Origin of the sequence: Roseateles saccharophilus, assembly GCF_031458095.1 — a bacterium.
GTDB classification, from domain to species: Bacteria; Pseudomonadota; Gammaproteobacteria; order Burkholderiales; family Burkholderiaceae_C; genus Pelomonas; species Pelomonas saccharophila_A.
Window position 1 is genome coordinate 952661 of sequence record NZ_JAVDXU010000001.1, and the last position, 22887, is coordinate 975547.

At 67.5% G+C, this 22887-nt stretch carries 27 protein-coding genes; 10 read left to right on the forward strand and 17 right to left on the reverse strand.

Annotated elements, in window-relative coordinates:
* Positions 1 to 3: 3 nt before the first annotated feature.
* From fliE to J2X20_RS04360, 14 genes are all read right to left on the reverse strand, one after another.
* Positions 4 to 306, reverse strand: a complete 303-nt coding sequence (gene fliE / locus J2X20_RS04295) for a flagellar hook-basal body complex protein FliE (protein ID WP_310261323.1) — start codon at positions 304 to 306, stop codon at positions 4 to 6.
* Positions 303 to 734 (reverse strand): flagellar basal body rod protein FlgC, encoded by a 432-nt coding sequence (locus J2X20_RS04300; protein ID WP_310261325.1) that lies wholly within the window; start codon positions 732 to 734, stop codon positions 303 to 305. Before J2X20_RS04300 ends, fliE begins: the two co-directional genes overlap by 4 nt.
* Positions 734 to 1099: a flagellar basal body rod protein FlgB gene (locus J2X20_RS04305; RefSeq protein WP_310261327.1), complete on the reverse strand. Its 366-nt coding sequence runs from the start codon at positions 1097 to 1099 to the stop codon at positions 734 to 736. Before J2X20_RS04305 ends, J2X20_RS04300 begins: the two co-directional genes overlap by 1 nt.
* Positions 1100 to 1108: 9 nt before the next feature.
* Entirely contained in the window at positions 1109 to 2212 is a 1104-nt protein-coding gene (locus J2X20_RS04310) for a flagellar basal body P-ring protein FlgI (RefSeq protein WP_310261330.1), read from the reverse strand.
* A 1-nt stretch (position 2213) separates the two neighbouring features.
* Positions 2214 to 2882, reverse strand: a complete 669-nt coding sequence (locus J2X20_RS04315) for a flagellar basal body L-ring protein FlgH (protein ID WP_310261334.1) — start codon at positions 2880 to 2882, stop codon at positions 2214 to 2216.
* Positions 2879 to 3559 carry a flagella basal body P-ring formation protein FlgA gene (locus tag J2X20_RS04320; RefSeq protein ID WP_310261337.1) on the reverse strand — a complete coding sequence of 227 codons (681 nt, stop codon included), beginning with the start codon at positions 3557 to 3559 and terminating at the stop codon, positions 2879 to 2881. Before J2X20_RS04320 ends, J2X20_RS04315 begins: the two co-directional genes overlap by 4 nt.
* A complete protein-coding gene (locus J2X20_RS04325) occupies positions 3556 to 4317 on the reverse strand; it encodes a flagellar hook-basal body protein (protein WP_310261339.1) in 762 nt (253 codons plus the stop codon). Before J2X20_RS04325 ends, J2X20_RS04320 begins: the two co-directional genes overlap by 4 nt.
* 1 nt (position 4318) lies before the next feature.
* Complete coding sequence (locus J2X20_RS04330; RefSeq protein ID WP_310261342.1) at positions 4319 to 5026, reverse strand: flagellar hook-basal body complex protein; 708 nt, start codon at positions 5024 to 5026, stop codon at positions 4319 to 4321.
* Positions 5023 to 7065, reverse strand: a complete 2043-nt coding sequence (locus J2X20_RS04335) for a flagellar biosynthesis protein FlhA (RefSeq protein ID WP_310261344.1) — start codon at positions 7063 to 7065, stop codon at positions 5023 to 5025. The genes J2X20_RS04330 and J2X20_RS04335 overlap by 4 nt, the downstream gene beginning before the upstream one ends.
* Complete coding sequence (locus tag J2X20_RS04340; RefSeq protein WP_310261348.1) at positions 7062 to 8150, reverse strand: EscU/YscU/HrcU family type III secretion system export apparatus switch protein; 1089 nt, start codon at positions 8148 to 8150, stop codon at positions 7062 to 7064. Before J2X20_RS04340 ends, J2X20_RS04335 begins: the two co-directional genes overlap by 4 nt.
* Entirely contained in the window at positions 8147 to 8905 is a 759-nt protein-coding gene (locus tag J2X20_RS04345; RefSeq protein WP_310261350.1) for a flagellar biosynthetic protein FliR, read from the reverse strand. Before J2X20_RS04345 ends, J2X20_RS04340 begins: the two co-directional genes overlap by 4 nt.
* Positions 8906 to 8910: 5 nt before the next feature.
* Positions 8911 to 9177, reverse strand: coding sequence for a flagellar biosynthesis protein FliQ (gene fliQ, locus J2X20_RS04350; RefSeq protein WP_310261353.1), 267 nt, complete (start codon positions 9175 to 9177; stop codon positions 8911 to 8913).
* A 424-nt stretch (positions 9178 to 9601) separates the two neighbouring features.
* Positions 9602 to 10081, reverse strand: coding sequence for an anthrone oxygenase family protein (locus J2X20_RS04355; protein WP_310261356.1), 480 nt, complete (start codon positions 10079 to 10081; stop codon positions 9602 to 9604).
* 12 nt (positions 10082 to 10093) lie between these two features.
* Positions 10094 to 10990 carry an NmrA family NAD(P)-binding protein gene (locus tag J2X20_RS04360; protein ID WP_310261358.1) on the reverse strand — a complete coding sequence of 299 codons (897 nt, stop codon included), beginning with the start codon at positions 10988 to 10990 and terminating at the stop codon, positions 10094 to 10096.
* Between the two features lie 422 nt (positions 10991 to 11412).
* On the opposite strand from J2X20_RS04360, the gene J2X20_RS04365 reads away from it, so the two are divergent.
* The gene (locus J2X20_RS04365) at positions 11413 to 12384 is read left to right on the forward strand and encodes an AraC family transcriptional regulator (protein WP_310261361.1); all 972 of its coding nucleotides are present in this window, start codon (positions 11413 to 11415) and stop codon (positions 12382 to 12384) included.
* Here the strand turns inward: J2X20_RS04365 and crcB are convergent.
* Entirely contained in the window at positions 12353 to 12730 is a 378-nt protein-coding gene (crcB, locus tag J2X20_RS04370) for a fluoride efflux transporter CrcB (RefSeq protein WP_310261366.1), read from the reverse strand. The two genes, J2X20_RS04365 and crcB, sit on opposite strands and share 32 nt — an antisense overlap.
* Positions 12727 to 13200: a molybdenum cofactor biosynthesis protein MoaE gene (locus tag J2X20_RS04375; RefSeq protein ID WP_310265094.1), complete on the reverse strand. Its 474-nt coding sequence runs from the start codon at positions 13198 to 13200 to the stop codon at positions 12727 to 12729. The genes crcB and J2X20_RS04375 overlap by 4 nt, the downstream gene beginning before the upstream one ends.
* Positions 13201 to 13312: 112 nt before the next feature.
* Here J2X20_RS04375 and J2X20_RS04380 point away from each other — a divergent pair, with 112 nt between their 5' ends.
* The 9 genes from J2X20_RS04380 (at position 13313) to J2X20_RS04420 (ending at position 22542) form a co-directional block, all read left to right on the forward strand.
* Positions 13313 to 14341 carry an SPFH domain-containing protein gene (locus J2X20_RS04380; RefSeq protein WP_310261369.1) on the forward strand — a complete coding sequence of 343 codons (1029 nt, stop codon included), beginning with the start codon at positions 13313 to 13315 and terminating at the stop codon, positions 14339 to 14341.
* 134 nt (positions 14342 to 14475) lie between these two features.
* Positions 14476 to 16062, forward strand: coding sequence for a DUF4178 domain-containing protein (locus J2X20_RS04385; protein WP_310261372.1), 1587 nt, complete (start codon positions 14476 to 14478; stop codon positions 16060 to 16062).
* Positions 16063 to 16074: 12 nt separating this feature from the next.
* The gene (locus J2X20_RS04390) at positions 16075 to 16296 is read left to right on the forward strand and encodes a DUF350 domain-containing protein (RefSeq protein ID WP_310261375.1); all 222 of its coding nucleotides are present in this window, start codon (positions 16075 to 16077) and stop codon (positions 16294 to 16296) included.
* 96 nt (positions 16297 to 16392) lie between these two features.
* On the forward strand, positions 16393 to 17727 hold the full coding sequence (locus J2X20_RS04395) for a M48 family metallopeptidase (protein WP_310261378.1): 1335 nt from the start codon (positions 16393 to 16395) through the stop codon (positions 17725 to 17727).
* Positions 17724 to 18065: a YciI family protein gene (locus tag J2X20_RS04400; RefSeq protein WP_310261380.1), complete on the forward strand. Its 342-nt coding sequence runs from the start codon at positions 17724 to 17726 to the stop codon at positions 18063 to 18065. The genes J2X20_RS04395 and J2X20_RS04400 overlap by 4 nt, the downstream gene beginning before the upstream one ends.
* Before the next feature lie 40 nt (positions 18066 to 18105).
* Complete coding sequence (locus J2X20_RS04405; protein ID WP_310261383.1) at positions 18106 to 19050, forward strand: TolB family protein; 945 nt, start codon at positions 18106 to 18108, stop codon at positions 19048 to 19050.
* Positions 19047 to 20603: a polyamine aminopropyltransferase gene (locus J2X20_RS04410; RefSeq protein ID WP_310261386.1), complete on the forward strand. Its 1557-nt coding sequence runs from the start codon at positions 19047 to 19049 to the stop codon at positions 20601 to 20603. Before J2X20_RS04405 ends, J2X20_RS04410 begins: the two co-directional genes overlap by 4 nt.
* 60 nt (positions 20604 to 20663) lie before the next feature.
* The gene (locus tag J2X20_RS04415; protein WP_310261388.1) at positions 20664 to 20921 is read left to right on the forward strand and encodes a hypothetical protein; all 258 of its coding nucleotides are present in this window, start codon (positions 20664 to 20666) and stop codon (positions 20919 to 20921) included.
* Positions 20922 to 21018: 97 nt separating this feature from the next.
* Entirely contained in the window at positions 21019 to 22542 is a 1524-nt protein-coding gene (locus tag J2X20_RS04420; protein ID WP_310261390.1) for a flavin monoamine oxidase family protein, read from the forward strand.
* Here the strand turns inward: J2X20_RS04420 and speD are convergent.
* Positions 22500 to 22886 carry an adenosylmethionine decarboxylase gene (gene speD, locus J2X20_RS04425; protein ID WP_310261393.1) on the reverse strand — a complete coding sequence of 129 codons (387 nt, stop codon included), beginning with the start codon at positions 22884 to 22886 and terminating at the stop codon, positions 22500 to 22502. The genes J2X20_RS04420 and speD overlap by 43 nt on opposite strands.
* Position 22887: the final 1 nt, after the last annotated feature.

Here is a 22887-nt window from a genome sequence, read left to right on the forward strand (position 1 = left end):
CGCCTACACCTGCATGCGCATCACGTCCTGATACGCCTCCAGTACGCGGGACCGCACCTGGCCAGCGATCTGCATTGCCAAGCGGGCCTGTTCCAGTTGTAGCATCACCGCATGCAGGTTCTCGGCCGTGCCTGAGGCCAGCTGGCTGATGCCTTTCTCCGCGCTGACGAGCTGCGTATTGAGACTGTTGAGTTCGTGCTCCACCCAGCTCGCAAAGCCCGGCGCAACGGCAGTCGTGCCAGCCTGGGTCGTCTGCAGGGTTTGGGGTTGAATGGCCTCAAGGGCCCCGATAGCCTGGACGCTCATCCCTGTCCTCCGATATCCAAGGCCTTGGCAGCCATGGCCCTGGCCGTGCTCGCCACGGCCACATTCGCCTCGTAGGCGCGCAGCGCCGTACTGACACTGACCATTTCGGTGACCTGGTCCACAGGCGCGTAGGCCACGAAACCCTGGGCATTGGCATGCGGATGGCCTGGGTCCTGCACCAGCCGAGGAGCTGAGTCGGACGCCACCAGCTTCACTTCGCGCGGCATGACCGTTGGTTCGGCCAGGCCCAGCGCGCGACTGAAGTTCACCAGCAGCGGCTGGGCGACCACCTTATGAACGGCGTAAGGTGCCTGCCCGGCGGGCGCGCTGCTGTGCATATTGGCCAGATTGAGCGCGGCGACGTCGACACGGCGCTTCTCGAAGTCCATGCCGGCGGCGGCAATCTGAAAAACGGCGCGGTAGTCCATCAGCGACGCCCCTCCTGTGCGGCCAGCGACAGGATGCTCAGCTGCCGGCTCAGGGCCTTCAGCAGCGCCTGATATTGCAGGCTGTTGCTCGACAAGGCAGCCGTCTCTTCGTCAAGCGCAATCGAACGGTCCGCGATGGCGACGACCTGCGGCACCGGCACGGCATCGGCCTTGAAGCCGCGGCCTGCGGCCAGGTCTGCCGGTATGTCGCCAAGTAATTCCTCGAACTGCACTCGTGTGGCCTTGGCGCCAGCAACGTTCGCGTTGGCGATGTTCTGGGCAATGGCCTGGTGCCTCAAGGCGCCCGCGTCCAGGGCGCGACTCACCAGTTGCAAGGTGGCGGGGTCAATGAAGTTCATCGGCATTCCCTGTAGTTACTGCACGATCAGTTCGGCATGCAGAGCGCCCGCCGCCTTGATCGCCTGAAGGATGGAAATCATGTCGCGCGGCGGCGTCTTGGCCTTGGCCAGCAACTGCACCAGATCGGTCACCCGCGTCGGTCCTGCCGGCACGAACTTCGGCATGACCGGCTCCTGCACACGGAGCTGGCTGTTGGTGAACACCTCGGTCCTGACGCTCGAACTGGGCGATCGCAGCAACATCGGTTGCGAAACCGCCGTTTCGGCGGTGACCGTCACCCGGGTTTCACCAACGACCACGGCCACCGGCGAAATCCGGACGTCGCCGCCGGCGACCAGCGTGCCAGTGCGCTCATTGATGACAACGCGCGCGTGGTGATCGGGCTCGACGGCCAGTCCTTCGATCTGCCGCACAAAGTGGGCGACCTTGGTGCGGTAGGCAAGCGGCACCTGCACCTCGACGGCGCCCGCATCACGGACCTCGGCCAGGTCGGCCCCGAAGCTCTCGTTGATGCGGTCCGCCATGCGGCCGGCGGTGCCGAAATCGGCCTGATTCAATACCAGCGACAACAGCGGCTGAACGTCCGGTCCATCCTGCAGGGCCACTTCGACCGTTCCGCCACCGCTGACAAGGCCCGCGGTCGGGTGGTTTTTCTGAACCTGATTACCCTGGGCATCGTGCCGAAAACCGCCGACCGTCAACGCTCCCTGCGCCAATACATAGACCCGTCCGTCGGCCCCCTTGAGCGGCGCCATCAGCAAGGTGCCGCCCTCCAGGCTGCGGGCATCTCCCACTGAACCCACGGAGACGTCCACGTGATCACCCGGACGGGCATAGGCGGGCAGGCTGGCCGTGACCATCACGACGGCGACATTGCGGCTGGCGATGTCGTCAGAGGCGATGCTGAGATCGAAGCGGTTCAGCAGGTTGGACAGGGTCACACGGGTCGCCTTGCTGCGCGAACTGTCGCCGGAGCCGGACAGACCGGTCACGACGCCATACCCCACCAGGGCGTTCTCGCGCTGCGCACCGACGCGGGCGAGATCCTTGAGCCGCACCGACTGCGACTGCGCGGGCAGCGCGACGAGGGCAAGGCTGAGAACAAGCGCCGCTCGCATATCAAATCCCGAACAGGCTCAGCAGCTTCTGCCACCAGCGCGGGCGCTGCATATCGCCGAGCACGCCGTCACCGACAAAAGCCAGCCTGGCTTCGGCCAGTCGACTCGACAGCACGACGTTCTGTTCGCTGACGTCGCGGGGCCGCACACGCCCTTCGGCGCGGATGGTCTGCTTCTCGCCATTGATCTCGAGCAGCTGCTCGCCGCCCACGCGCAGGTCCCCGTTGGGCAGCACCTCGCGCACCAGCACGGTGATCTGCGCCAGCACGCGGCCGGCCCGCTGCGTGCGGCCCGTGCCATTGAAGTCGTTGTTGGCCGTGGCGCCCACGCTCTTGTTCCAACTGGGCAGAGCGATGCCCAGGCCGACGTTGGAGTCCCGGTTCGTGCCGGTGTCGGCCGAGGACGTGGCCGACGCGTTCTCGAAGACCATGATGGTCAGCACTTCACCAACTTCGAAACGACGTCGGTCGGCGGTCAGCGACTGGAACTGCGCGTCCGAATACAGACTGCCTCGCGCTCGTGGACGCGGGGCCGCCCCCGCAGGAGCCACGGGGCTGGCCGAGGCAGGGGCCTGGGGCGCGACAGCGTCGGCCTTGGGAGGGACGGGATCGAAATCGTCGGCCCATGCCGCAGCACAGAGCGGGACCAAGGCGAAGGCAAGGGCTCTCATTCGTTCACCACCAGTGTTTGCGCGTCGACCAACCGCCCCTCAAGCGGCGCCGCACGTCCTGAAGCCTGTACCCGCGCGAGCTGACCGACGCTGGTCGGTGCCAGCAAACGGGCCGGCAGACGAATCTCCACCCCCCCCTGTACCAACAGCGCGATGACGTGATCGCCGCGTACCAACGCGTCGGCAGGCAACAGCGCAGCAGAAGTCAGAACGTCGCCGGTGTGCAGAGCATTGCGCAGGCGACCGAAGGGTTGGGCTTGTGCGTCAGCAGGCTGGACGACCAGTCCCTCGGGCCAGCGGTGCAATTGCAGCTCGAAGTCGCCTGACCGCAGCTCCGTGCCGGCCCGGAGGTCGCGGGCACTGACCCAGGCCGGGGCTGTCCAGGCCACCGTCAACGGCACCTGTTGGACATAGGTCCGTCCGCCACCTGGCTGAACACGCACCGGCCACGTCATGGGCCCGCTGCGAACGATTGGGCTCCTGGGCAACTCCATCGCGGACATGGAAACCCCGCCAGGCACCGATTGCGCCGCGGCCCGGCAGCGCACCTCTGCAGTCAGGCCACGGGCCCGGGCGAAGCGTTCCAGCCCGACCTGTGCGGCCTCGCACAGAGGGTTGGCTTGGGCGAACGGCACGGCGGTGAGACCGCAGAGCGCCAGGACGAGGGAGGGGTTCATTTGCGCAGGTTGTTGGTCATGCCGGCCACCTCATCGGCTGCCTGCATGACCTTGACGTTCATCTCATAGGCACGCTGAGCCACCATCAACTGCACCATCTCGTCGACCAGGTGGACGTTGGAGGCTTCCTGGTAGCCCTGCTTCAACCGACCCGCACCGGCCTCGCCCGGTGGCGCCAGCGTGGCCTCTCCCGAGCCGGTGCTAGAGCGCCACAGGCCCTCGCCAGCAGGCGCCAAGGCCGAAGCGTTGGCGAATACCGCGAGCTCGATGCGCCCCAGGGTCGTCGAGCGACCTGCGTCATCGCGCCCCGTCACCTGCCCGTCCTCGCTGATGACCAGGGTGCGGACGTCGGTGGGTATGTGGATGTGCTGGCGCAGGACGAAGCCGTCGGATACCGCCAGCAGTCGATCGGCATTGACCTCCAGTCGCGCACCACGGACGAATGCCGGACTGCCATCCGGCAGCTGCACCTCGAGGAATCCGTCGCCCTGAACCGCAACGGACATGGCGTCATCGACGCGCCGAAGTTCACCGGCCACGAAGGAGCGCTGCACAGCACCAATCTTGACGCCAGCAGAAACCGCAGAAGCCTCGACGGACCGCTGACCCTCCAGGCCGGTACTGACCAGGTCGCCAAAGCGCAGATTGCTGCGCTTGAAGCCCGGCGTGCTGACGTTGGCAACGTTGTTGGCAATGGTGTCGAGTTGGGCGGTCTGGGCCTTCATGCCTGTGGCGGCGATGTAGAGGGCGTCGTTCATGTCAGTTGTTCTCCCCCAGGCGACGGATGGCGGTCGCCTGCATGTCGTCGGCCGCCTGGAACAGGCGCACCATGGTCTCGGCGTGGCGTGTGATGCTCATCAGGGTCACCATCTCCTGGCTCGAGAGGACGTTGGACTGCTCCAGATGACCACTGCGCACACCGATCACCGGGGACTCAGCCTCCCATTGACTGCTGTCCGCAACGTAAAGGCCGTCCCCGAGCGGGCGCAGCGCCTGGTTGGGCCGCACGCCGATGAGTCGCAAGGCGTCCACCACCTGTCCCTGCTGCCTCAGCTGTCCCTGGGCATCGATTTCAAGGCCGGCGCGCTGATCGGCTCGCAAGCTGACCGCGCCACGAGCCCCCAGGACCTTCTGGCCGGCCAGGGTGCGCAACAAGCCTTGGGCGTCGATCTGCAGCGCTCCCTGGCGGCTCAACGCCAGCCCTCCGTCCTCCGCCTCCAGCAGCAGATAGCGCCCGTCCGGCAGAGCGATGTCCAGCGCCTGGCCGGTCGCATTCAGCTTGCCGGCCCTGACGTCGGTTTGCACCTGCAACTCGCTGGCCGGGCCCACCAGATCGGCAAACGGCGTCTGCACGGCGATCTGGCGCTTGTAGCCCGGCGTGGAGAGATTGGCGACGTTGTGGCTGGTCAGCTTGAGCCGGTCCAGGTCCTGCTGCAAACCGATGGCGGCGATTTCCAGGGTATTCATGGGCTGCTTTCGGTGGTCGGCAGGCTCAGGCTGCCAAAGGCCTTGAGCGGGATCAGGTTGGGCACCTCGGTGACCGCCAGGACTCGCATATGCGGCAGTGCACGTTCCGTGAGCGCACGCAGATGGCGGCGCAGATCGGGAGCGCAGAGCAGGACGGGCAGCAGATTGCTGCGGACCATCTGCTCAGCCAGCACGACGGCGCGCGCCAGGACCTGCTCAATGAATCGGGGATCAGTGGGCGCTGCGTCATGAGCGCCTTGACGCAGCCGCTGCTCCACGCTGGGGTCGAGCGTCAGCACATGCAGGGCCTGGCCATCAGCCATCAACTGCTGACAGATCGCCGCACCCAGGCGCTGGCGCACGGCTTCCGTCAGAAGCGCCGAGTCCTTGGTGCTTCGGCCTGCGTCTGCCAGGGTCTCGACGATGCCCTCGGCGTGCACCAGGCTGACCTTCTCGCGCAGCAGTGCCTGGAAGACCTTCTGGACGTCAACGACGCCAAGCACGGTGGGGATCAGTTCCTCGACCAAGCCAGGCTGGGCATCCCGGACCCGATTCAGCAAGCGATCCGTCTCGGCGCGGGTCACCAAGTTGGCGCAATGCTGGCGCAGCGTCTCGCTCAGATGGGTGATGAAAACCGTGGGCGCGTCCACCAGCGTGTAGCGCGCCGCCCGCGCCTTCTCGCGCTCGCTCTCGGCTATCCAAACCGCCGGCAATCCGTAGGTTGGCTCGCGCGTCTCGATGCCCTTGACGTGCTTGGTATCACCACTGGGATGGATGGCCAGCAGTTTGCCCTCGTGCAACTCCCCTCGGCCGTAGACAACGCCATAGATGGCCAGCTCGTAGGCGTTGGCTTGCAGACGTGCCTCACCGACGAAGCGCACCGCAGGCAGCAGCAAGCCGAAGTCCTGGGCAAACTGCTTGCGCAGCGCAGCGACGCGCTGCATGAAAACCGATGCCTCGCCCTGAGCCAACGCCGAGAGGGCACTGCCGATACGGACCTCGACCGGATGGACCCGTGGAATGAGGTCGTCGCTTTTGGACTGCTCTTCCGCAGAGGCTTCGGCTTGTGGCTCCTCGCCTTCGCGTCGGCGCCAGCCAGCGGTCAGGGCCAGCATTGCCAGGACTGTGGCGACCGTGAGCACGGGCATTGCCGGAATTCCAGGCAGCAGCAGCAAGACGCCCAGAGCTCCCACCACCAGCCAGATGGCCTTCGGGAAACTGGTCAGCTGCTTGAGGACCTCGTCGCTGAGATCGCTGTCCGAGGCCGATCGCGTCACGATGATGCCGGTGCCGACTGAAATGACCAGCGCCGGAATCTGCGTGACGATGCCGTCACCGACCGTCAGCAGCGTGAAGGTCTGCAGCGCCTCGCTCCAGCCCATGCCGCGTTGCATGACACCGATGACCAGCCCACCCACGATATTGATGAGCAGGATGATGATGCCGGCGACGGCATCGCCCTTGACGAACTTGCTGGCGCCATCCATGGCGCCATAGAAAGCCGCCTGCCGCTCCAGTGTCTTGCGGCGGCGCTGGGCCTCGGCCTGGTCGATGAAGCCCATGTTCAGGTCCGCATCGATGCTCATCTGCTGGCCAGGCATGCTGTCCAGAGTGAAGCGTGCCGCCACCTCCGACACCCGCTGCGCGCCATTCGTCACGACAACGTACTGCACGACGACCAGGATCAGGAAGACGATCAGGCCGATGACGAAGTTGCCGGCCACGACATAGGAGCCCACCGCCCCGATCACTTGACCCGCGCTGGCGTCCGTCAGGATGAGCCGCGTGGCAGCGACGTTCAACGACAACCGGAACAGGGTTGCAATCAGCAGCAGCGACGGGAAGGTCGAGAACTCCACCGGCCTGTGCATATAGAAGGTCAGCATCAACAGCGTGAGCGCGAAGCCGACGTTGGCCAGGATCAGGAAGTCCAGCAGTGCCGCCGGGATCGGTGCGAACAGCACCGTGAGCACGCCCAGCACCATGAGCACCAGCAAGACATCGGCATGGCGACCGAAAACACGACGCAAGCTGCTCATGCCGGTCTCACTCCGCCTCGGGCTTCACGCAGGCTGCGCAGCCACACCAGGATGCGGGCCACCGGCGGATACCACTGCTCCGGGACATAGGCGTCCTGGGGCACCTCCTTGTACAGAGCTCGTGCCAGGCGCGGGCTGTGAACGATGGGCACGCCTGCCTTGTTGGCTGCACGGCGGATCTGCCGCGCCAGCATGCCCGCCCCCTTGGCGACGACCAGGGGAGCCGGCGTCACGCCATGCTCGTACCTGAGCGCTACCGCCACATGCGTGGGATTGGTGACCACCACCTGCGCTTCAGGCACCTTGCTCACCGAGCGCGCCGCCTTCAGGAACTGCATGCGGATCTCGCGCTGGCGGTTGCGGATGCGCGGGTCGCCTTCGCGGTGCTTGTGTTCGTCCTCGATCTCGCGCCGGCTCATGCGCAGGTTGCGCAGGAAGTCCCAGCGAACGAAGAGCAGGTCGATCAGCACAAAGATCAACAGCGCCGCGCACAGTTTGGCCATCAGGCCTCCCGAGGACTGCATCACGCGAAAAAGGACTGCCTTGCCAGGCAACCCAAGCAGCTTCACGGCGTCCGGCCAAAGAACCTGGAGGGAAAGATAGGCCGTAGCGATCAAGGCCGCCAGCTTGAGCGTGCTCTTGAAGGCCTCGTAGAACAGGCGCATCGAGAACAGCTTCTTGAGGCCTTGCGCCGGATTCAACCTCGCGAAATCTGGCTTGAGTGGCGTGGACGAGAACACCAGCCCACCGCTTTGAAGAAGGCCCGTCAACAGCGCTGTGACGACAACTGCGAAAAGCAAGGGTGCCAGCACCAGCACGACATCGTGCAGCCCTCTTTCCATCAGCCGCGAGGCGGCCACGGAGTCGTCCAGCAGCCCTGGGCGCAAAGTCAGGCCGCGGACCAGCAGCTTGGCCAGATCCTTGACGGCCGGAGCGAGCAGTGCAAAGCAGCCCAGCGTCATCGCCATCAGCACCGCAAAACTCGCAGCCTCCGTGCTGCGCGCCACCTGGCCACGCTTGCGCGCCTCTTCGAGCTTGAAGGGCGTGGCCCGCTCGTTGCGGTCGAGATCCTGCTCGCGGCTCATGGCACGACGCCCTGCCAGAATTCGAACACGCTGGCGAACAAGCGCCGCAGCGCAGGCGCCATGCCGGGCGCGGCGATCGCGAGAGTCGACAAGCCCACCAAGGCCTTCACCGGCATGCCGATGAACAGCACGTTCATCTGTGGCAGCACCCGCGACGTGACGTCCAGCACCAGCTCGGTCAGCAGCAGCATGAACAAGGCCGGCGCCATGACGACGATGGTCATGCTGAACATCACGCCCATGGCACGCGCCAGGAGGGAGGCATCGGGCAAGCGCCACACGGCGCCCGGCGGCACCCATTGCGCGATCTGTGCAATGCCGCGCAACAGCGCATGATGCCCATCGCCCCCGAGAAAAGCGCTCATGCCCAGCATGGTCAGCGCAACGCCCACGACGGGGATGTTGGCGCGCGTCACGGGATCGAGCACCGCAGCCATGCCGAAGCCCATCTGCAGATCCAGCAGCCGCCCGGCCATGGAGAGGGCCGCAAAAGCCATATGCAGGGACAGACCGAGGAGTGTTCCCAGAGCGGCCTCACCCAGGATCAGCAAGGAGAGTCCGCCCACGCCGTCCGGCAGGGGCGCACGCAAGCCCAACGCGGCGCACAGAGTGCCTGAAAGGGCGAGCGTGAACAGAACCCAGAAGACAGACGGCGCCTTGACAACCTGCGCAAGCGGGCTGAGCGTCAACAAGCTGCCAAGGCGCGCCCACAACAGGAGCACGGCCAGTGCCCAAGCGGGGTCGATCCCTGGCATGGCTACTACACCAGTCGGGGAATCGCGCGAATGAGGGCGCTGCTGTAGGCCACCAACTGGCCCAGCATCCACGGCCCCGCCAGCACCAGTACTGCGACGCTGGCCAGCAGTTTGGGGATGAAGGTGAGCGACATCTCCTGGATCTGCGTGACCACCTGGAAGATGCTCACGACCAGGCCGACGATCAGCACGGTCAGCAACAGTGGCGCAGAAACGGCCACCGCTTTCCACATCAGCTGCGCAAACAAGCGCAGTGAAACGTCTGGAGTCATGACGCCCCCTCCCTCAAACTGCTTCGTTCTGTTGTGCCGACGTTCTCGCGCCGATCACATGAGGGCCGATTCTTCGGGTGATTTCGCTGCAGGTTTACAGGGACAAATTCGCACCTCGTTGATGGGACGCGCAAACCCTCACAGACATTTGCACATCCGATCGGCGGTGGTCGTCGGAGCCTACGAGGAGGTGCTCAGCCAGCGCGATGGGCGACAACCAGTACAAGGCTCTCCATGCCGGTCGACGTCGTGCTGCTGGAATCTCGGCCCAGGGTGTAGCCACTCGGCCGTCATTGATGGCCTCCACAAGCTCACCAGTCCATGCAGACACATCGGGCGCCAGGCCAGCTTCGGCAGACGCTGCGCCTGATGGACGAGGCTTGAACGCCTGGCCGGGGAGGCAGCCGGCGCAATGGCGCCTGCCTCAACCTGCCAGCATGGTCGCCGTCACCAGGCAGGCGCCCGAGGCCAGACCCGCCAGCGTGCGCACCGTGTTCCAGAAGGTCCAGTCGCGCAGATAGGTCTGCCAATAGTTCTGCCCGGTGACGCTGTCGGCCCCCAGCTTGGCCAAGGCCTCGTTCATCGGCACATTCAGCGCGGCGGTGACGCCGAACACGCCGACTACATAGGCCAACGCACCGGCCGTCAGCAGCACGGCAGCGCCGCGCGGCGCCTGCGCCCAGCCCAAGGCGGCTGCCGCGCAGGCCAGCAAGGCCGTGACGACAAAGATGCCGAGGAAGACCCGGTTCAGGATGACCTCGTTGATGGTTTGCATCAGCTGCATGCCGCTCGCGGCCCCCGCCAGCGCCGGCATGACTGCCGTGGAAAAGGCGAAGAAGACGCCGGCCATCAACAGGCTGCCGAGCGTGGCCAACAGGGTGGTGAGATTGAGCAAGGTCGTCATGGGGGAGGAGTTTCAACCGGCACGGTAAGCCTCGGCCAGTTCATGCACAAAACTCTGCATGCCCGTGGGCGTGGTGTTGGCCGCACTGCGGCCGAAAGTCGTGCGCACCCGGCCGTCATTGATGGCCTCCATCAGCTCGCCGGTCAACGCAGACACATCGGGTGCCAGGCCAGCTTCGGTCAGCGCCCGCTCCAGCTCGCCGCGCGGCAGCTGCACATAGGCCAGTTGCGGCAGGCCAAGGCTCTGGGCCAGCAGGCGCGTCACCTCGTTCATGCTGATGTCGCGCGGCCCCAGCACTTCGCGCACCTGCTGGCCGTGCCAGGCCGGGTCCAGCAGCGCCTGCACGGCGGCGTCGGCGATATCGCGCGTCGCCACCATCGGCACGGGCAGATCGGGCAGGAAGCCGTCGGCCACGATGCCAGCTTCGCGGATGACGGGCAACGCGCCGTAGAGGTTCTCCATGAAGGCACCGGCGCGCAGGCACATCACGTCCAGGCCGGGAATGGCGCGCAGCCTCTCTTCCTGATCGTGCATGGGCCGGATCATGCCGGTGCCGCCGGGCTGCTCGGCGGCCAGGCTGGACAGGAAGACGACGCGCTTGACGCCGGCCTGGCGCACGGCGCTGGCCATGGCTTCGCCGAGGCGGCGCTGGCTGTCCAGATAGCCGGGCTCGGTCAGGTCATAGGGCAGCAGGCCATAGACGGTGTGCACGCCTTCGAAGGCGGCGCTCAGGTAGGCGGTATCGGCCGGGTCGCCGAGGCAAACATCGGCACCTTGCTCTTGCAGTGCAGCGAGCTTGTCGGCCGAACGGCCCAGGGCCACGACGCGGCAGCCGGCATTCAACAGGGCTTGAGCGATGCGCTGGCCGGTGCGGCCGCTGGCGTTCATCACCGCGATACTGGTTTGCATGCTGTGTCTCCAAGGTGGGTTGCGATGGAGTCAGTGTCCAAATCGCCGCCCGCCGCGGCCATGCCGCGCCGTCTCCTTCCGTTGATCATTCGTCCAGCAAGTGAAGCCCCTCGTCCACGCCCGCCCCGCTGAACGCGGGCGCCCCTGGCCGGGACCGCGCAGCGGCCAGTGGCCGCTGCGCTTCGGCAGGCACACCGCGCCCACCGGGCGCACTGTGTCCGGCCTCAGCCCCCGAGGGGACGGCGATGCTTGCCGGATCGACCGGCAAGCACATCGCCAGCGCGGGCCGGCTAGGGAACTGGAGTCGGACACAAGCAGTCCCTGCGGACTGCTTGTGCCTACGGAAGGACATTGGCCTCTGGCCAATGGCAGGCCCGGCGCTCGGCCCGCAGACACCCCCAACGCACGCTGAACTATTGAGCATGGACAAACCCGCCGCCGCGCCCGCCACCGTCCCCACGCATTGGGAGCGCGGCGACCCGATTGCCGACGCCCTGCACTTCCTGCGCATGAGCGGCGTCGTCTATTGCTGCTCGGAGCTGACGGCGCCCTGGGGCTTCCACATGCCGGCCATGGAGGACTGCCTGATGTTCCATGTCGTCACCAGCGGCAGCTGCCACCTGGTGGAGCCCGGTGGCGCGACACACCTGCTGAAGGCCGGCGACTTCGCCCTGGTGCCGCGCGGCGCGGGGCATGGCGTCGTCAGCCGGCCGGGCCAGCCCACACCCTCGCTGTTCGAGCTGCCACGCACGGCGGTGAGCGACTGGTTCGAGCTGCTCGAACACGGGGGTGGCGGGGAGGCGGCCACGCTGGTCTGCGGCGCGGTGCGCTTCGACGACCCCGCCGTGCGCCTGCTGCTGTCGGCCCTGCCCGGCGTCATCGTGCTGGCCACGGCCGACACGCCGGACCTGGCGTGGTTCCACAGCACGGTTCGATTCCTGGCCGAGGAGGCCCGCGGCCGCCGCCCGGGCAGCGAGACCGTCATCACGCGGCTGGCCGACATCCTCGTCATCCAGGCCCTGCGCGCCTGGATAGACCGCGACCCGCAGGCCCGCAGCGGCTGGCTGGGCGCCCTGCGCGACAAGCAGATCGGCCGCGCCATCGTCATGATCCACCGCGACCCGGCCCAGGCCTGGACCATCGAAACCCTCGCCCAGGCGGTGGGCCTGTCGCGCTCGGCCTTCGCGGCCCGCTTCAGCGAGCTGGTGGGCCAACCGGTGGTTGAGTACCTGACGCAATGGCGCATCGCGCTGGCGACGACGCGGCTGCGCCAGGGCGGCACCTCCATCGCCGAGATCGGCTTCGACGTGGGCTATGGCTCGGAGGCCGCCTTCAGCCGCGCCTTCAAGCGCGTCACCGGCGTCACGCCAGGCTCGATACGGCAAACCTCATGAGGGCGAAGCCCGCCGCGGCGGCGCCGAGCGACCCCAGCACATGGGCCAGGGTGTGACCCAGGGCGAGCAGGAATTCGCCGCGCTGCAGCAGCGACAGCGATTCGCCGGAGAAGGACGAAAACGTCGTCAGCCCGCCCAGGAAGCCGGTGACCAGCAGCAGCTTGAGCAGCTCGTTGGGCTGGCGGCCAAACCACTCCAGCGCCATGCCGATCAGCAGGCCGCCCACCATGTTGACGAGCAGGGTGCCCAGCGGAAACCCCATCCAGCGCGTGTTCAGCCACAGGCCTGTTTGCCAGCGCGTCAGCGCGCCGAACATGGCGCCGACCGCCACCGCCAGCGCGTTCAAGAAGCGTTCCCCGCCGCGATGCCCCAGCGCGCCAGCGCCTCGTCGTCCGCCACGCGGGCGTCCACCCAATGAGCGCCGTCCGGCGTGTGCTCCTTCTTCCAGAACGGCGCCTGGGTCTTCAAGTAGTCCATCAGGAATTCGCAGGCTTGAAACGCCTGTCCACGGTGGGCGCTGGTGACCAGCACGAGAACAATCTGGTCGCGGGCCTCCAGGCGGCCGACGCGGTGGATGACCTTGGCGGCGCGGATGTCGAAGCGGGAAAAGGCTTCATCCACCATGGCCTCGATGGCCGCCTCGGTCATGCCGGGGTAGTGCTCCAGCTCCATGGCCGACACGGCGGCGCCGCTGCTGTGCTCGCGCACGGTACCGATGAAGGCGACAACAGCGCCCACGCCGCCATCCCCCGTCCGAAGGGAGGAAGTTTCGGCGCCGACGTCAAAGTCCCCCGTCTGGATGCAAACTCTGGCCATGGCACGGATTCTCACCTCGCCCGCGGTGAGATTCACCTGTTTGGGCGTCTGGGTGCCCGGCCGCCGCCGGATACTCGTGATCATTTCTTTTGCAACGCACGCAGGAACCAACATGGCCCTGATGGATTTCATCAAGAAACAGTTCATAGACGTCATCCAGTGGACGGAGGAAGGTGACGGCACCCTGGCTTACCGCTTCCCGATGTCGGGCATGGAAATCCAGAACGGCGGCCAGCTCGTCGTGCGCGAATCCCAGGTCGCCGTCTTCGTCAACGAAGGCCAGGTGGCCGATGTCTTCGGCCCCGGCACCCACAAGCTGACGACCCAGACCCTGCCGGTGCTGACCTATCTGAAGAACTGGGACAAGCTGTTCGAGTCGCCCTTCAAGAGCGACGTCTACTTCTTCAGCACCCGCCAGCAGATCGATCAGCGCTGGGGCACCAGCCAGCCGGTCGCCATCCGCGACAAGGATTTCGGCGCCGTGCGCCTGCGCGCCTTCGGCAACTACGCCTACCGCATCCAGGATCCCAAGGTCTTCCACACCCAGGTCTCGGGCACCCGTGAGCGCTACACGGTGCAGGATCTCGAAGGCCAGCTGCGCGGCCTGATGCTGCAGCACATCAGCGACGCCGTCGCCAGCAGCGGCACGCCCTTCCTGGACCTGGCCGCCAACCAGGTCGAGTTCGCCGCTGCGCTGAAAAACGCCACCGCCGAATCCTTCACCGCCCTCGGCCTGGAGCTGGTGTCGGTGACGATGCAGAACGTGTCCCTGCCCGAGGAGCTGCAGAAGATCCTCGACCAGCGCATCGGCATGGGCATCATCGGCCAGAACATGGGCCAGTTCATGCAGTACCAGGCCGCGCAGGCCCTGCCCGAGATGGCCAAGAGCGGCGGTGACGGCGGCGGCATCGCCGGCCAGGCCGTGGGCCTGGGTGCCGGCGTGGCCCTCGGCCAGACGTTGGCGCAGACGCTGGGCCAGGGCCTGGCCGGTGTCGGCACCGCGGCTCCCGCTCCGGCGGCCAGCAAGCCCGAAGACATCGTCTCGCTGCTGGAAAAGCTCGGCGACCTCAAGGCCAAGGGCATCCTGACCGATGAGGAATTCGCCGCCAAGAAAGCCGACCTGCTGAAGAAGCTTGGCTAGTCCTCGGCCCACCCCCTACCGGCTGACGCCGGCCCCCTCAAGGGGGCGCTGCCAGTGGCCCGGCAAAGCCGGTTCCACGGCAGCCGCGCGGCCGCTACCTAGCCTTCGACGATTTGCACGCTTGAGCGGCACTCATGGCTGAGGCAACGCCTCAGCGTCGTTGGAGAGCGGCGTGCCCCAACTGCGGCGCGCCGGTCGAGTTCGCCAGTGCGGCCTCGGCCAGCGCCGTCTGCGGCTTCTGCCGCAGCACGCTGCTGCGTGACGGCGACACGCTGAGCCAGATCGGCCAGAGCGCCGAGATCTTCGAAGACTATTCGCCGCTGCAGCTGGGCACGACCGGCCGCTGGATGGGCCGCAGCTTCGCGATCGTCGGCCGCGTGCAGCGCGGCTCGGAGCTGGGCAACTGGAACGAATGGCATCTGCTGTTCGACGCCGGCGCCGAGACGCCGCGCACGGCCTGGCTCAGCGAGGACAACGGCCAGTTCGTCGTCAGCCTGGAGGCACCACTCACCGAAGCCCCGCCCTCAGCCCCCGCCCTCGGCCAGCCGCTGACGCTGGCCGGCCAGCGCTGGCAGGTCGCCGCCATCATCGAGGCCGCCCTGCGCGCCGCCGAGGGCGAGCTGCCGCGCCCGCCCAAGGCCGGGCGCGTCGTCGAGCTGCGCAACGCCCAGGGTGAAGTCGGCAGCCTGGAGTACCGCGAGGGCGCGGCGCCGATCTGGTCGGTCGGCCGCAGTGTGGCCTTGGCCGACATGGCCCTGCAGGGCCTGCGTCAGACGGCCGAGGGCGAGTCGATCGCCGAAGCGAAGTTCAAGGGCAGATCAATAGCCTGCCCGAGCTGCGGCGCGCCGCTGGAACCCAAGCTGGCGCAGACCAAGAGCATGGTCTGCGCCCAGTGCAATGCCATCGTCGACCTCCCCGAAGGCGAGGCCAAGGCGCTGGGCTTCACGCCCCAGAACCGCGGCCTGCCGCCGCTGATCCCGCTGGGCCGCACCGGCACGCTGGCGGTCGGCGATGGCAAGCCCGAGGCCTGGCAGGTCGTGGGCTACCAGGAGCGCTGCGACATCCCCGAGGACGCCGAGGACGAACAGAGCTTCTGGCGCGAATACCTGCTCTACAACCGCCTGGCCGGCTTTGCCTTCCTCGTCGACACCCGCGAGGGCTGGAGCCTGGTGCGCACGCTGACCGGCGCGCCCACCCAGGGCCGCGGCGGCGTCAACTGGCAGGGGCGCGACTATGCGCAGCGCTGGGTCTACGGCGCCAAGACGACCCATGTGCTCGGCGAGTTCTACTGGCCCGTGCGCCTGGAGGACCGCGTCCAGGTCACCGACTACATCACCCGCGACGGCCAGAACCTGCTGAGCCGCGAGCAGCAGGGGCCGGAGGTCACCTGGAGCGGTGGCAGCCCGGTGCCGGCCGAGGCCGTCAAGAAGGCCTTCAACCTGGTGGCGCCCGCCGGCCAGTTCGCACGCGACACTTCGGCTTTCAAGAGCGGCGGCAACCTGCTGCGCAACATCATCATCGGCCTCTTCCTCATCGTGCTGCTGTTCGCCCTGCTGCGCGCCTGCTCCAGCGACGATTGCCAGCAGTACAAGACCAGCTTCGGCGAGAACAGCAACGAATACCGCCAGTGCCGCAGCTCGCGCAGCAGTGGCTATTACGGCAGTGGCAGCAGCGGCGGCAGCTATGGCGGCTACAGCAGCGGTGGCGGTGGCCACAAATAGGAGAACGACATCATGACCCTCGACTGGCTCAAGCCTGAAGTCATCCTCGGCTCGACGATGTATGCCGTCATCGGCGTCGTCATCTTCTGGGTGTCCTTCATCATCGTGGACAAGATCACGCCCTACAAACTCTGGGAAGAGTTGGTGGAGCACAAGAACATCGCCCTGGCCATCGTCGTCGGCGCCATGTGCATCTCCATCGGCAACATCGTCGCTGCAGCCATCCACGGCTGAAGCCGTCCATCCCGTCCTGCACGCAGCCTGTCGCATCGCGCCTTCCGGTGCGGTGTGCGTCGCCACAATCGCGCCGCTTCAAGACAGGAGGAATTGATGAAGACATGGTTGACCGCAGCCACCCTGGCGCTCAGCCTCACGCTGACCCACGCCGCTGACGCTGGCAGCGCCGCCACACAGGCCCAGAAGGCCGACGCCACCGCCCAGGCCTCGGGCTTCAAGATCCGCCCCGTCGACGACGCCTGGCGCGCCGCCCTGCCCCGCAACGCAGAGGCCGCTACCCAGGCCTATATGGACCGGCTGCCGGCCGACGTCGTCGCCAAGTCCGACGCCTATTACACCGGCGGCTACTGGCTGCAGCTGTGGAACCTGCTGCTCGGCCTCGCGGTCGCGGTCCTGATGATGAGCGGCCGCCGCGCCGCCCGCGTGCGCGACTGGGCCCAGCGCGTCGGCAAGGGCCCGCTGCGCCGCGATGCGCTGGTCGGCGCCATCTACGTGCTGGCCTCCACGCTGTTGACGCTGCCGCTGGCCGTCTACGAGGGCTGGTGGCGCGAGCAGGCCTATGGCATGTCGACCCAGACCCTGCCAGCCTGGCTGGGCGAGGCGGCGCTGATGCAGGGCATCAACGCCGTTCTCATGGCCCTGGTCGTCGCCGGCCTCTATGCATTGATCCGCCGCGCCGGCGCGCGCTGGTGGATCTGGGGGACGGCCGGTGGCATGGCCGTGGTCGTCCTGCTGGTCGCGGTCTCGCCGGTGCTCATCGAACCCCTGCTCAACACCTACAAGCCCGTGGAGGACGGTCCCGTCAAGACAGCCGTGCTGCAGATGGCCCACGCCAACGGCGTGCCGGTGAAGGACGTCTATGTCTTCGACGCTTCGCGCCAGACGACGCGCATCAGCGCCAATGTGGCCGGCCTGTTCGGCACCGCTGCCGTGCGCCTGAACGACAACCTGCTGCGCCGCACTTCGGAGCCCGAGATCCGCGCCGTCATGGGCCATGAGCTGGGCCACTATGTGATGAACCACATCGGCAAGACCATGGCCATGCTGACCATCGTGCTCTTTGTCGGCTTTGCGACCGTGCAATGGGTGCTGGGAAGGCTGCTCGCGCGTTTCGCGGCGTCCACCGGTGTGAGCCGCGTCGACGACGTGGCCGGCCTGCCGATGCTGGTGGCCGTGTTCTCCGTTTTCCTGACCCTGGCCACGCCGGTCAACAACAGCATCACGCGCATCCAGGAGGCCGAGGCCGACCAGTTCGGCCTCAACCTGTCGCGCGAACCGCATGGCTTTGCCGAGGGCCAGCTCAAGCTGGTTGAATACCGCAAGGCCGACCCCGGCGCCCTGGAAGAGATCATCTTCTTCCACCATCCCAGCACCCGCCACCGCATCCATGACGCCATGCGCTGGCGCGAAGCGATGAACACCCCATGACGCACGACTTCGCCGCCCTGACGGGCAACGCCCATGAAGACTGGACGCTGTTCGCCATCCGCTTCCACGACAAGCCCGGTGCCGGCGAGTTGCGCCGCCAGCTGCTGCAGGCCCATCTGGAATGGGCGGCCGCGAACACCGGCATGGTCAGGGCCATAGGCTCGCTGCGCGAGTCTCCCGAGGCGACGCCGGTGGGCGGGCTGTGGGTGGTGCGGGCGCCGGACAAGGCCGCCGTCGAGGCTCTGATCGCCACCGACCCCTTCACCACCGGCGGCCTGCGCGCCGGCTGGGACATCTTCTATTGGAGCAAGGCCCTGCCTCAGCCGGTGTCGTTCTAGCGGACACTCGCGATCCGCTGAACGACTGCACAGGCAAGCCATGAGCTTCTCCGTCCGCCGCCTCATCCCGGCCCTGTTTCTCGCCATCGCCGGCGCCGCCTCGGCCGCCGACGCGCCGCCCGACGTCGCCGTCTTCATCGCCCAGCTGGACGTCAAGGCCGGCAAGGTCAGCGAGGCCCGCAACATCACGCCGGGCAAGGGCAACAACTTCCAGCCCGCCTTCACGCCCGACGGCGCGGCCGTCGTCTACACCTCGGGCCGCTCGGGCTCGAACAACATCTACCGCTACGAGCTGGCCAAGGGCACGACGACGGCCGTCACGGCGACGAAGGAGAACCTCTACTCGCCGACGCCGCTGGCCGACGGCAGCGGCTTCTCGGCCATTCGCGTCATCACCGCCGACCCGGCCTATGGCATCGAGATGAACGAGCCCTCGCTGTGGCTGTTCGGCTGGAACGGCAAGCCCGTGGCCCCGGTCGTGCCGACCAAGCGCATCGGCTATCACGCCTGGATCAACCCCGACCTCATCGCCGCCTTCCTCGTCGACGACGTGCCGGAGCGCAACAACCATCGCGCCGTCATCATCAGCCGCACCACCGGCCAGCAGACGCTGCTGACGGCCAAGCCTGGCCGGTCGCTCGGCCGCACGGCCGACGGCAAGCGCGCCCTCTTTGTCGATCAGACCGACCCGGCCCATTGGCGCATCTGCGCGATGGGCGCGGGTGACAAGGAGCCTCAGGCGCTGGTGGAGACACCCGTCGGCCCCGAGGGCGAGAAGGACCCCAACCGCAGCCAGTATTTCGTCGCCCTGCCCGACGGCTCGATGCTGATGGCGCGCGGCAACCTGCTGCTGCGTTGGGACGGCAAGGCCGGCAGCAGCTTCCAGCCCTTCGCCGAACTCGCCGACCTGGGCGGCGTCATCCGCAATATCGCCGCCAGCCCCGACGGCAGACGGCTGGCCTTCTCGGTGACGCTCAAGCCGTGACCGAGCAGCCGTCCACGGCTCGCGCCTCGCTGGCCGAGCTGCTGCTGCTCGCCAGCGTCTTCGTCATCGCCGCCTGCGGCCTCGTCTACGAGCTGGCGGCAGGCGCCTTGGCCAGCTATCTGCTCGGCGACTCGGTGCTGCAGTTCTCCACCGTCATCGGCGTCTACCTCTTCGCCATGGGCCTGGGCTCCTGGCTGTCGCGCTTCGTCGAGCGCCAGCTGGTCGGCGTCTTCCTGCAGGTGGAGCTGCTGGTCGGCGTCATTGGCGGGCTGATGCCGGCCGGCCTGTTCGCCGTGCACAGCCTGCTGCCACCCGGCGAGGGCATGGCCTTCCGCGCCCTGCTCTACGCCCTGGTGCTGCTGGTGGGCGCCCTGGTGGGGCTGGAGATCCCGCTGGTCATGCGCATCCTGAAGCGCCACTTCAGCGCGCGCTATGGGCTCAAGGACCTGGTCTCGCAGGTGCTGACCTTCGACTACCTCGGCGCCCTGCTCGTCGCCCTGGCCTTCCCGCTGGTGCTGGTACCCCAGCTCGGCCTGGTGCGCACCGGCATCGCCTTCGGCCTGTTGAACGTTGCCGTCGCGGTGTGGGCGCTGTGGATCTTCCGCGCCGAGCTGCGCGCGCGCCGCAGCCAGGCCATCGCCTGCGGGCTGTCGGCCGTGCTGCTGCTCGCGGCCCTGCTCGGTGCCGATGCGCTGACGCGCTGGTCCGAGGAGCGCTTCTACGGCGAGCACATCGTCTTCAAGCAGAGCAGCGCCTACCAACGCATCGTCGTCACCGACGGCGGCGGCGGCACGCGCCTCTTCCTGAACGGCAATCTGCAATTCCATTCGCGCGACGAGTACCGCTATCACGAAGCCCTCGTGCACCCGGCCATGGCGGCCCAGGGCGTGCCCAAGCGCGTGCTGGTGCTCGGCGGTGGCGACGGCATGGCGGTGCGCGAGATCCTCAAATACCCCAGCGTCGAGCAGGTAACGCTGGTGGAGCTGGATCCGCAGATGACCGGCCTGTTCACCTCGAATCCGAAGCTGGCAGCGCTGAACGGGCACTCGCTGTCGTCCCCCAAGCTGCGCATCGTCAACGCCGACGCCTTTGGCTGGCTGGAGCAGCACCCCGAGGTCTTCGACGTCATCGTCATCGACTTCCCCGATCCGTCCAACTTCGCGCTGGGCAAGCTTTACACGGCCAGCTTCTACGAACTCGTCGACCAACATCTGAGCGCCGCCGGCTATGCCGTCGTGCAGACCACCTCGCCGCTGATCGCACGGCGTAGCTTCTGGACGGTGGTGACGACGCTGGAGTCCGTCGGCCTGACGGCCACGCCCTATCACGCCCACGTGCCGAGCTTTGGCGAATGGGGCTTCGTGATGGCCTCGCGCCGGCCCTTCCGCCAGCCACCCACCTTCCCGCCTGGCCTGCGTTTCCTCAGCCCCAAGAGCCTGCCGGCCCTGCTGGACTTTCCGCCCGACATGGCCCGCGTGCCCACCGAAGTGAACCGCCTCAGCAACCAGGTCCTGGTGCAAGAGTTTGAAACCGAGTGGGGACAGGTTCACTAGGAGCGTCTTTTGCTGCAAGATGGGCTCGCCGGCCACTAGGCGCCGGCGCAGGAGCCACCCATGCAGACTGCCCACTTGAAGCCCGAAGCCCTGGCCCAGGTCCACGTGCCCAGCACGCCGCCTGATACCGATGCCGGGGACCTCGACAGCATCTATGACAACCTCGTCCACGGCGTCGGTCACGAGCATGTGACCGAAGCCAATGTCGAGGCGCTGATGCTGCGCGCTGCGGCCGACCACCACCCGGTGCTGGCCGAAGAACTGCGCGAATGGCGCTCGAATAGCGATGGCAAGGACGTGACGCCGGCCGCGAGCTGACGGCGCGGCAGCGCAGGCTGCTACCCTGCCGGCCTTGCGCCCGCCCCGCCCTCTCTCTAGCCCCGTCGCTGCTCCCGGCCCTTCGCGCCGGGCGGTTTTGCTCGGCCTGCTCGCCAGCGGCTGCACGACCGATGCGCCACCCCTGCAGGGCGGGTGGGTCGGCACGCATCCCGAGCGCGGCCACCGGCTGCGCGGCGAGTTGCCCAAGGCCGATGGACCGCTGAAGACGACGGGCGTCCTCATCGTCGGCGCTGGCATCGCGGGCCTCGCGTGCGCGCGGGCTCTCGCCAAGCGCGGCATCGATGACTTCGCCATCCTGGATCTCGAGGATCAGGCCGGCGGCAACAGCCGCGGCCACAGCATCGGCGGCTCGGCCTGCCCGCTGGGCGCCCACTACCTGCCCTTGCCGGACGCCCAGGCGCGTGAAGTGGGCGAACTGCTGCATGAGCTGGGCCTGGCCCGCGAACAGCTGGGGCGCACCGTCTGGGACGAGAAGCATCTCTGCCACAGCCCCCAGGAGCGTCTCTTCATAGCCGGTGAATGGCGCGACGGGCTGCTGCCGCCACCGGAGGGCGCCGCTGCGCAGGCCCAGTACCGGCGCTTCTCAGACCGGGTCACCCAGGCGCAGCGAGAACTCGGCTTCGCCATGCCCAGTCACCGCGCTCGCTGGACGCCCGGCCACACAGCCCTGGACAGCCAGACCTTCGCCGCCTGGCTGGACCGCGAGGGCCTGAACGACAGCCGGCTGCGCTGGTACCTCGACTACTGCTGTCGCGATGACTTCGGCGCCGGCGCTGACATCGTTTCGGCCTGGGCCGGGCTTCACTATTTCGCCAGCCGCCACGGCTTTCACGCGCCGGGCGACGAGGCCGGCGAACGCGAGCCGGTGCTGACCTGGCCCGAGGGCAATGGCTGGCTCAGCGCCCAGATCGTCGCGCCGCTGCACGAGCGCATCCACCTGGGCCGCACCGTGCTGCGCGTCACCGAACGGCGCCAGGGCATCGAGCTGCTGGCCTGGAACGAGGCCGCCGACGCGCCCGAACGCTGGGCGGCGCGGGCCGTCGTCATGGCGACGCCGCTGTTCGTTTCTGGGCATCTGCTGGCCGCACCACCCGATGCGCTGCGCTCACTGAAGCAGCGCCACGCGCCCTGGGTGACGGCCAACCTCTCGCTGCGCGAACCCCTGCTGCAACGCCCCGGCGCACCGCCGTCCTGGGACAACGTGCGCTATGGCTCGACGGCCCTCGGCTATGTGGATGCCCGTCACCAGACGCTGGACCCGACGCCACGTGCGCCGCTGCTGACGGCCTATCTCGCCCTGCCCGAAACCCAGCGCGGCGAGTTGCTGAAGCAGCCCTGGCAACACTGGGCACAGGTCGTCACGCAGGAACTGGCCCAGACCCATCCCGATTTGCCGGCCAAGCTGGAGCGCATCGACCTGTGCCGCTTCGGCCACGCGATGAGCATTCCCACGCCGGGCCTGCGCGGCTCTGCCGAGCTGGCGGCGTTGAACGCCCAGCGTGGCCGCGTCGTCTTCGCGCACAGCGACCTGGCCGGGTATTCGGTCTTCGAGGAGGCCTACACAGCCGGCGTCGAGGCAGCGGCGCGGCTCAGCCTCTGAACCTCGGTTTCGCGCGGCGCAAAGGCCTTCAGCAAGGCATCGAGCAGGGCCTCGGCCTTGGCGCTGTTGTCGGCACCGTAGTTGCAGACGTAGACGTCCAGCGTCACGCCGCCGAGTTCGGGCCAGGTGTGCACGGCGAGGTGGGACTCCGCCAGCAGCACGACGCCGGTGATGCCGCTTTGCTCTTCCTTCGGCGCAAATCGATGGAAGAGTTCGGCAACGCCGGTCAGCCCGGAGCGCGTGACCGCATCGCGGCACAGCGTAGCGAGCGCGTCGGCATCACGCATGACCGCCAGTGCCGGCTCGACGCCGTGCAGGTCGGCCGTCAGATGCAGGCCCTGCACG

Coding starts and splice junctions, on each gene's coding strand:
- fliE (WP_310261323.1), bottom strand. CDS start 306: ATGAGCGTCCAGGCTATCGGGGCCCTTGAGGCCATTCAACCCCAAACC.
- J2X20_RS04300 (WP_310261325.1), bottom strand. CDS start 734: ATGGACTACCGCGCCGTTTTTCAGATTGCCGCCGCCGGCATGGACTTC.
- J2X20_RS04305 (WP_310261327.1), bottom strand. CDS start 1,099: ATGCCGATGAACTTCATTGACCCCGCCACCTTGCAACTGGTGAGTCGC.
- J2X20_RS04310 (WP_310261330.1), bottom strand. CDS start 2,212: ATGCGAGCGGCGCTTGTTCTCAGCCTTGCCCTCGTCGCGCTGCCCGCG.
- J2X20_RS04315 (WP_310261334.1), bottom strand. CDS start 2,882: ATGAGAGCCCTTGCCTTCGCCTTGGTCCCGCTCTGTGCTGCGGCATGG.
- J2X20_RS04320 (WP_310261337.1), bottom strand. CDS start 3,559: ATGAACCCCTCCCTCGTCCTGGCGCTCTGCGGTCTCACCGCCGTGCCG.
- J2X20_RS04325 (WP_310261339.1), bottom strand. CDS start 4,317: ATGAACGACGCCCTCTACATCGCCGCCACAGGCATGAAGGCCCAGACC.
- J2X20_RS04330 (WP_310261342.1), bottom strand. CDS start 5,026: ATGAATACCCTGGAAATCGCCGCCATCGGTTTGCAGCAGGACCTGGAC.
- J2X20_RS04335 (WP_310261344.1), bottom strand. CDS start 7,065: ATGAGCAGCTTGCGTCGTGTTTTCGGTCGCCATGCCGATGTCTTGCTG.
- J2X20_RS04340 (WP_310261348.1), bottom strand. CDS start 8,150: ATGAGCCGCGAGCAGGATCTCGACCGCAACGAGCGGGCCACGCCCTTC.
- J2X20_RS04345 (WP_310261350.1), bottom strand. CDS start 8,905: ATGCCAGGGATCGACCCCGCTTGGGCACTGGCCGTGCTCCTGTTGTGG.
- fliQ (WP_310261353.1), bottom strand. CDS start 9,177: ATGACTCCAGACGTTTCACTGCGCTTGTTTGCGCAGCTGATGTGGAAA.
- J2X20_RS04355 (WP_310261356.1), bottom strand. CDS start 10,081: ATGACGACCTTGCTCAATCTCACCACCCTGTTGGCCACGCTCGGCAGC.
- J2X20_RS04360 (WP_310261358.1), bottom strand. CDS start 10,990: ATGCAAACCAGTATCGCGGTGATGAACGCCAGCGGCCGCACCGGCCAG.
- J2X20_RS04365 (WP_310261361.1), top strand. CDS start 11,413: ATGGACAAACCCGCCGCCGCGCCCGCCACCGTCCCCACGCATTGGGAG.
- J2X20_RS04375 (WP_310265094.1), bottom strand. CDS start 13,200: ATGGCCAGAGTTTGCATCCAGACGGGGGACTTTGACGTCGGCGCCGAA.
- J2X20_RS04380 (WP_310261369.1), top strand. CDS start 13,313: ATGGCCCTGATGGATTTCATCAAGAAACAGTTCATAGACGTCATCCAG.
- J2X20_RS04385 (WP_310261372.1), top strand. CDS start 14,476: ATGGCTGAGGCAACGCCTCAGCGTCGTTGGAGAGCGGCGTGCCCCAAC.
- J2X20_RS04390 (WP_310261375.1), top strand. CDS start 16,075: ATGACCCTCGACTGGCTCAAGCCTGAAGTCATCCTCGGCTCGACGATG.
- J2X20_RS04395 (WP_310261378.1), top strand. CDS start 16,393: ATGAAGACATGGTTGACCGCAGCCACCCTGGCGCTCAGCCTCACGCTG.
- J2X20_RS04400 (WP_310261380.1), top strand. CDS start 17,724: ATGACGCACGACTTCGCCGCCCTGACGGGCAACGCCCATGAAGACTGG.
- J2X20_RS04405 (WP_310261383.1), top strand. CDS start 18,106: ATGAGCTTCTCCGTCCGCCGCCTCATCCCGGCCCTGTTTCTCGCCATC.
- J2X20_RS04415 (WP_310261388.1), top strand. CDS start 20,664: ATGCAGACTGCCCACTTGAAGCCCGAAGCCCTGGCCCAGGTCCACGTG.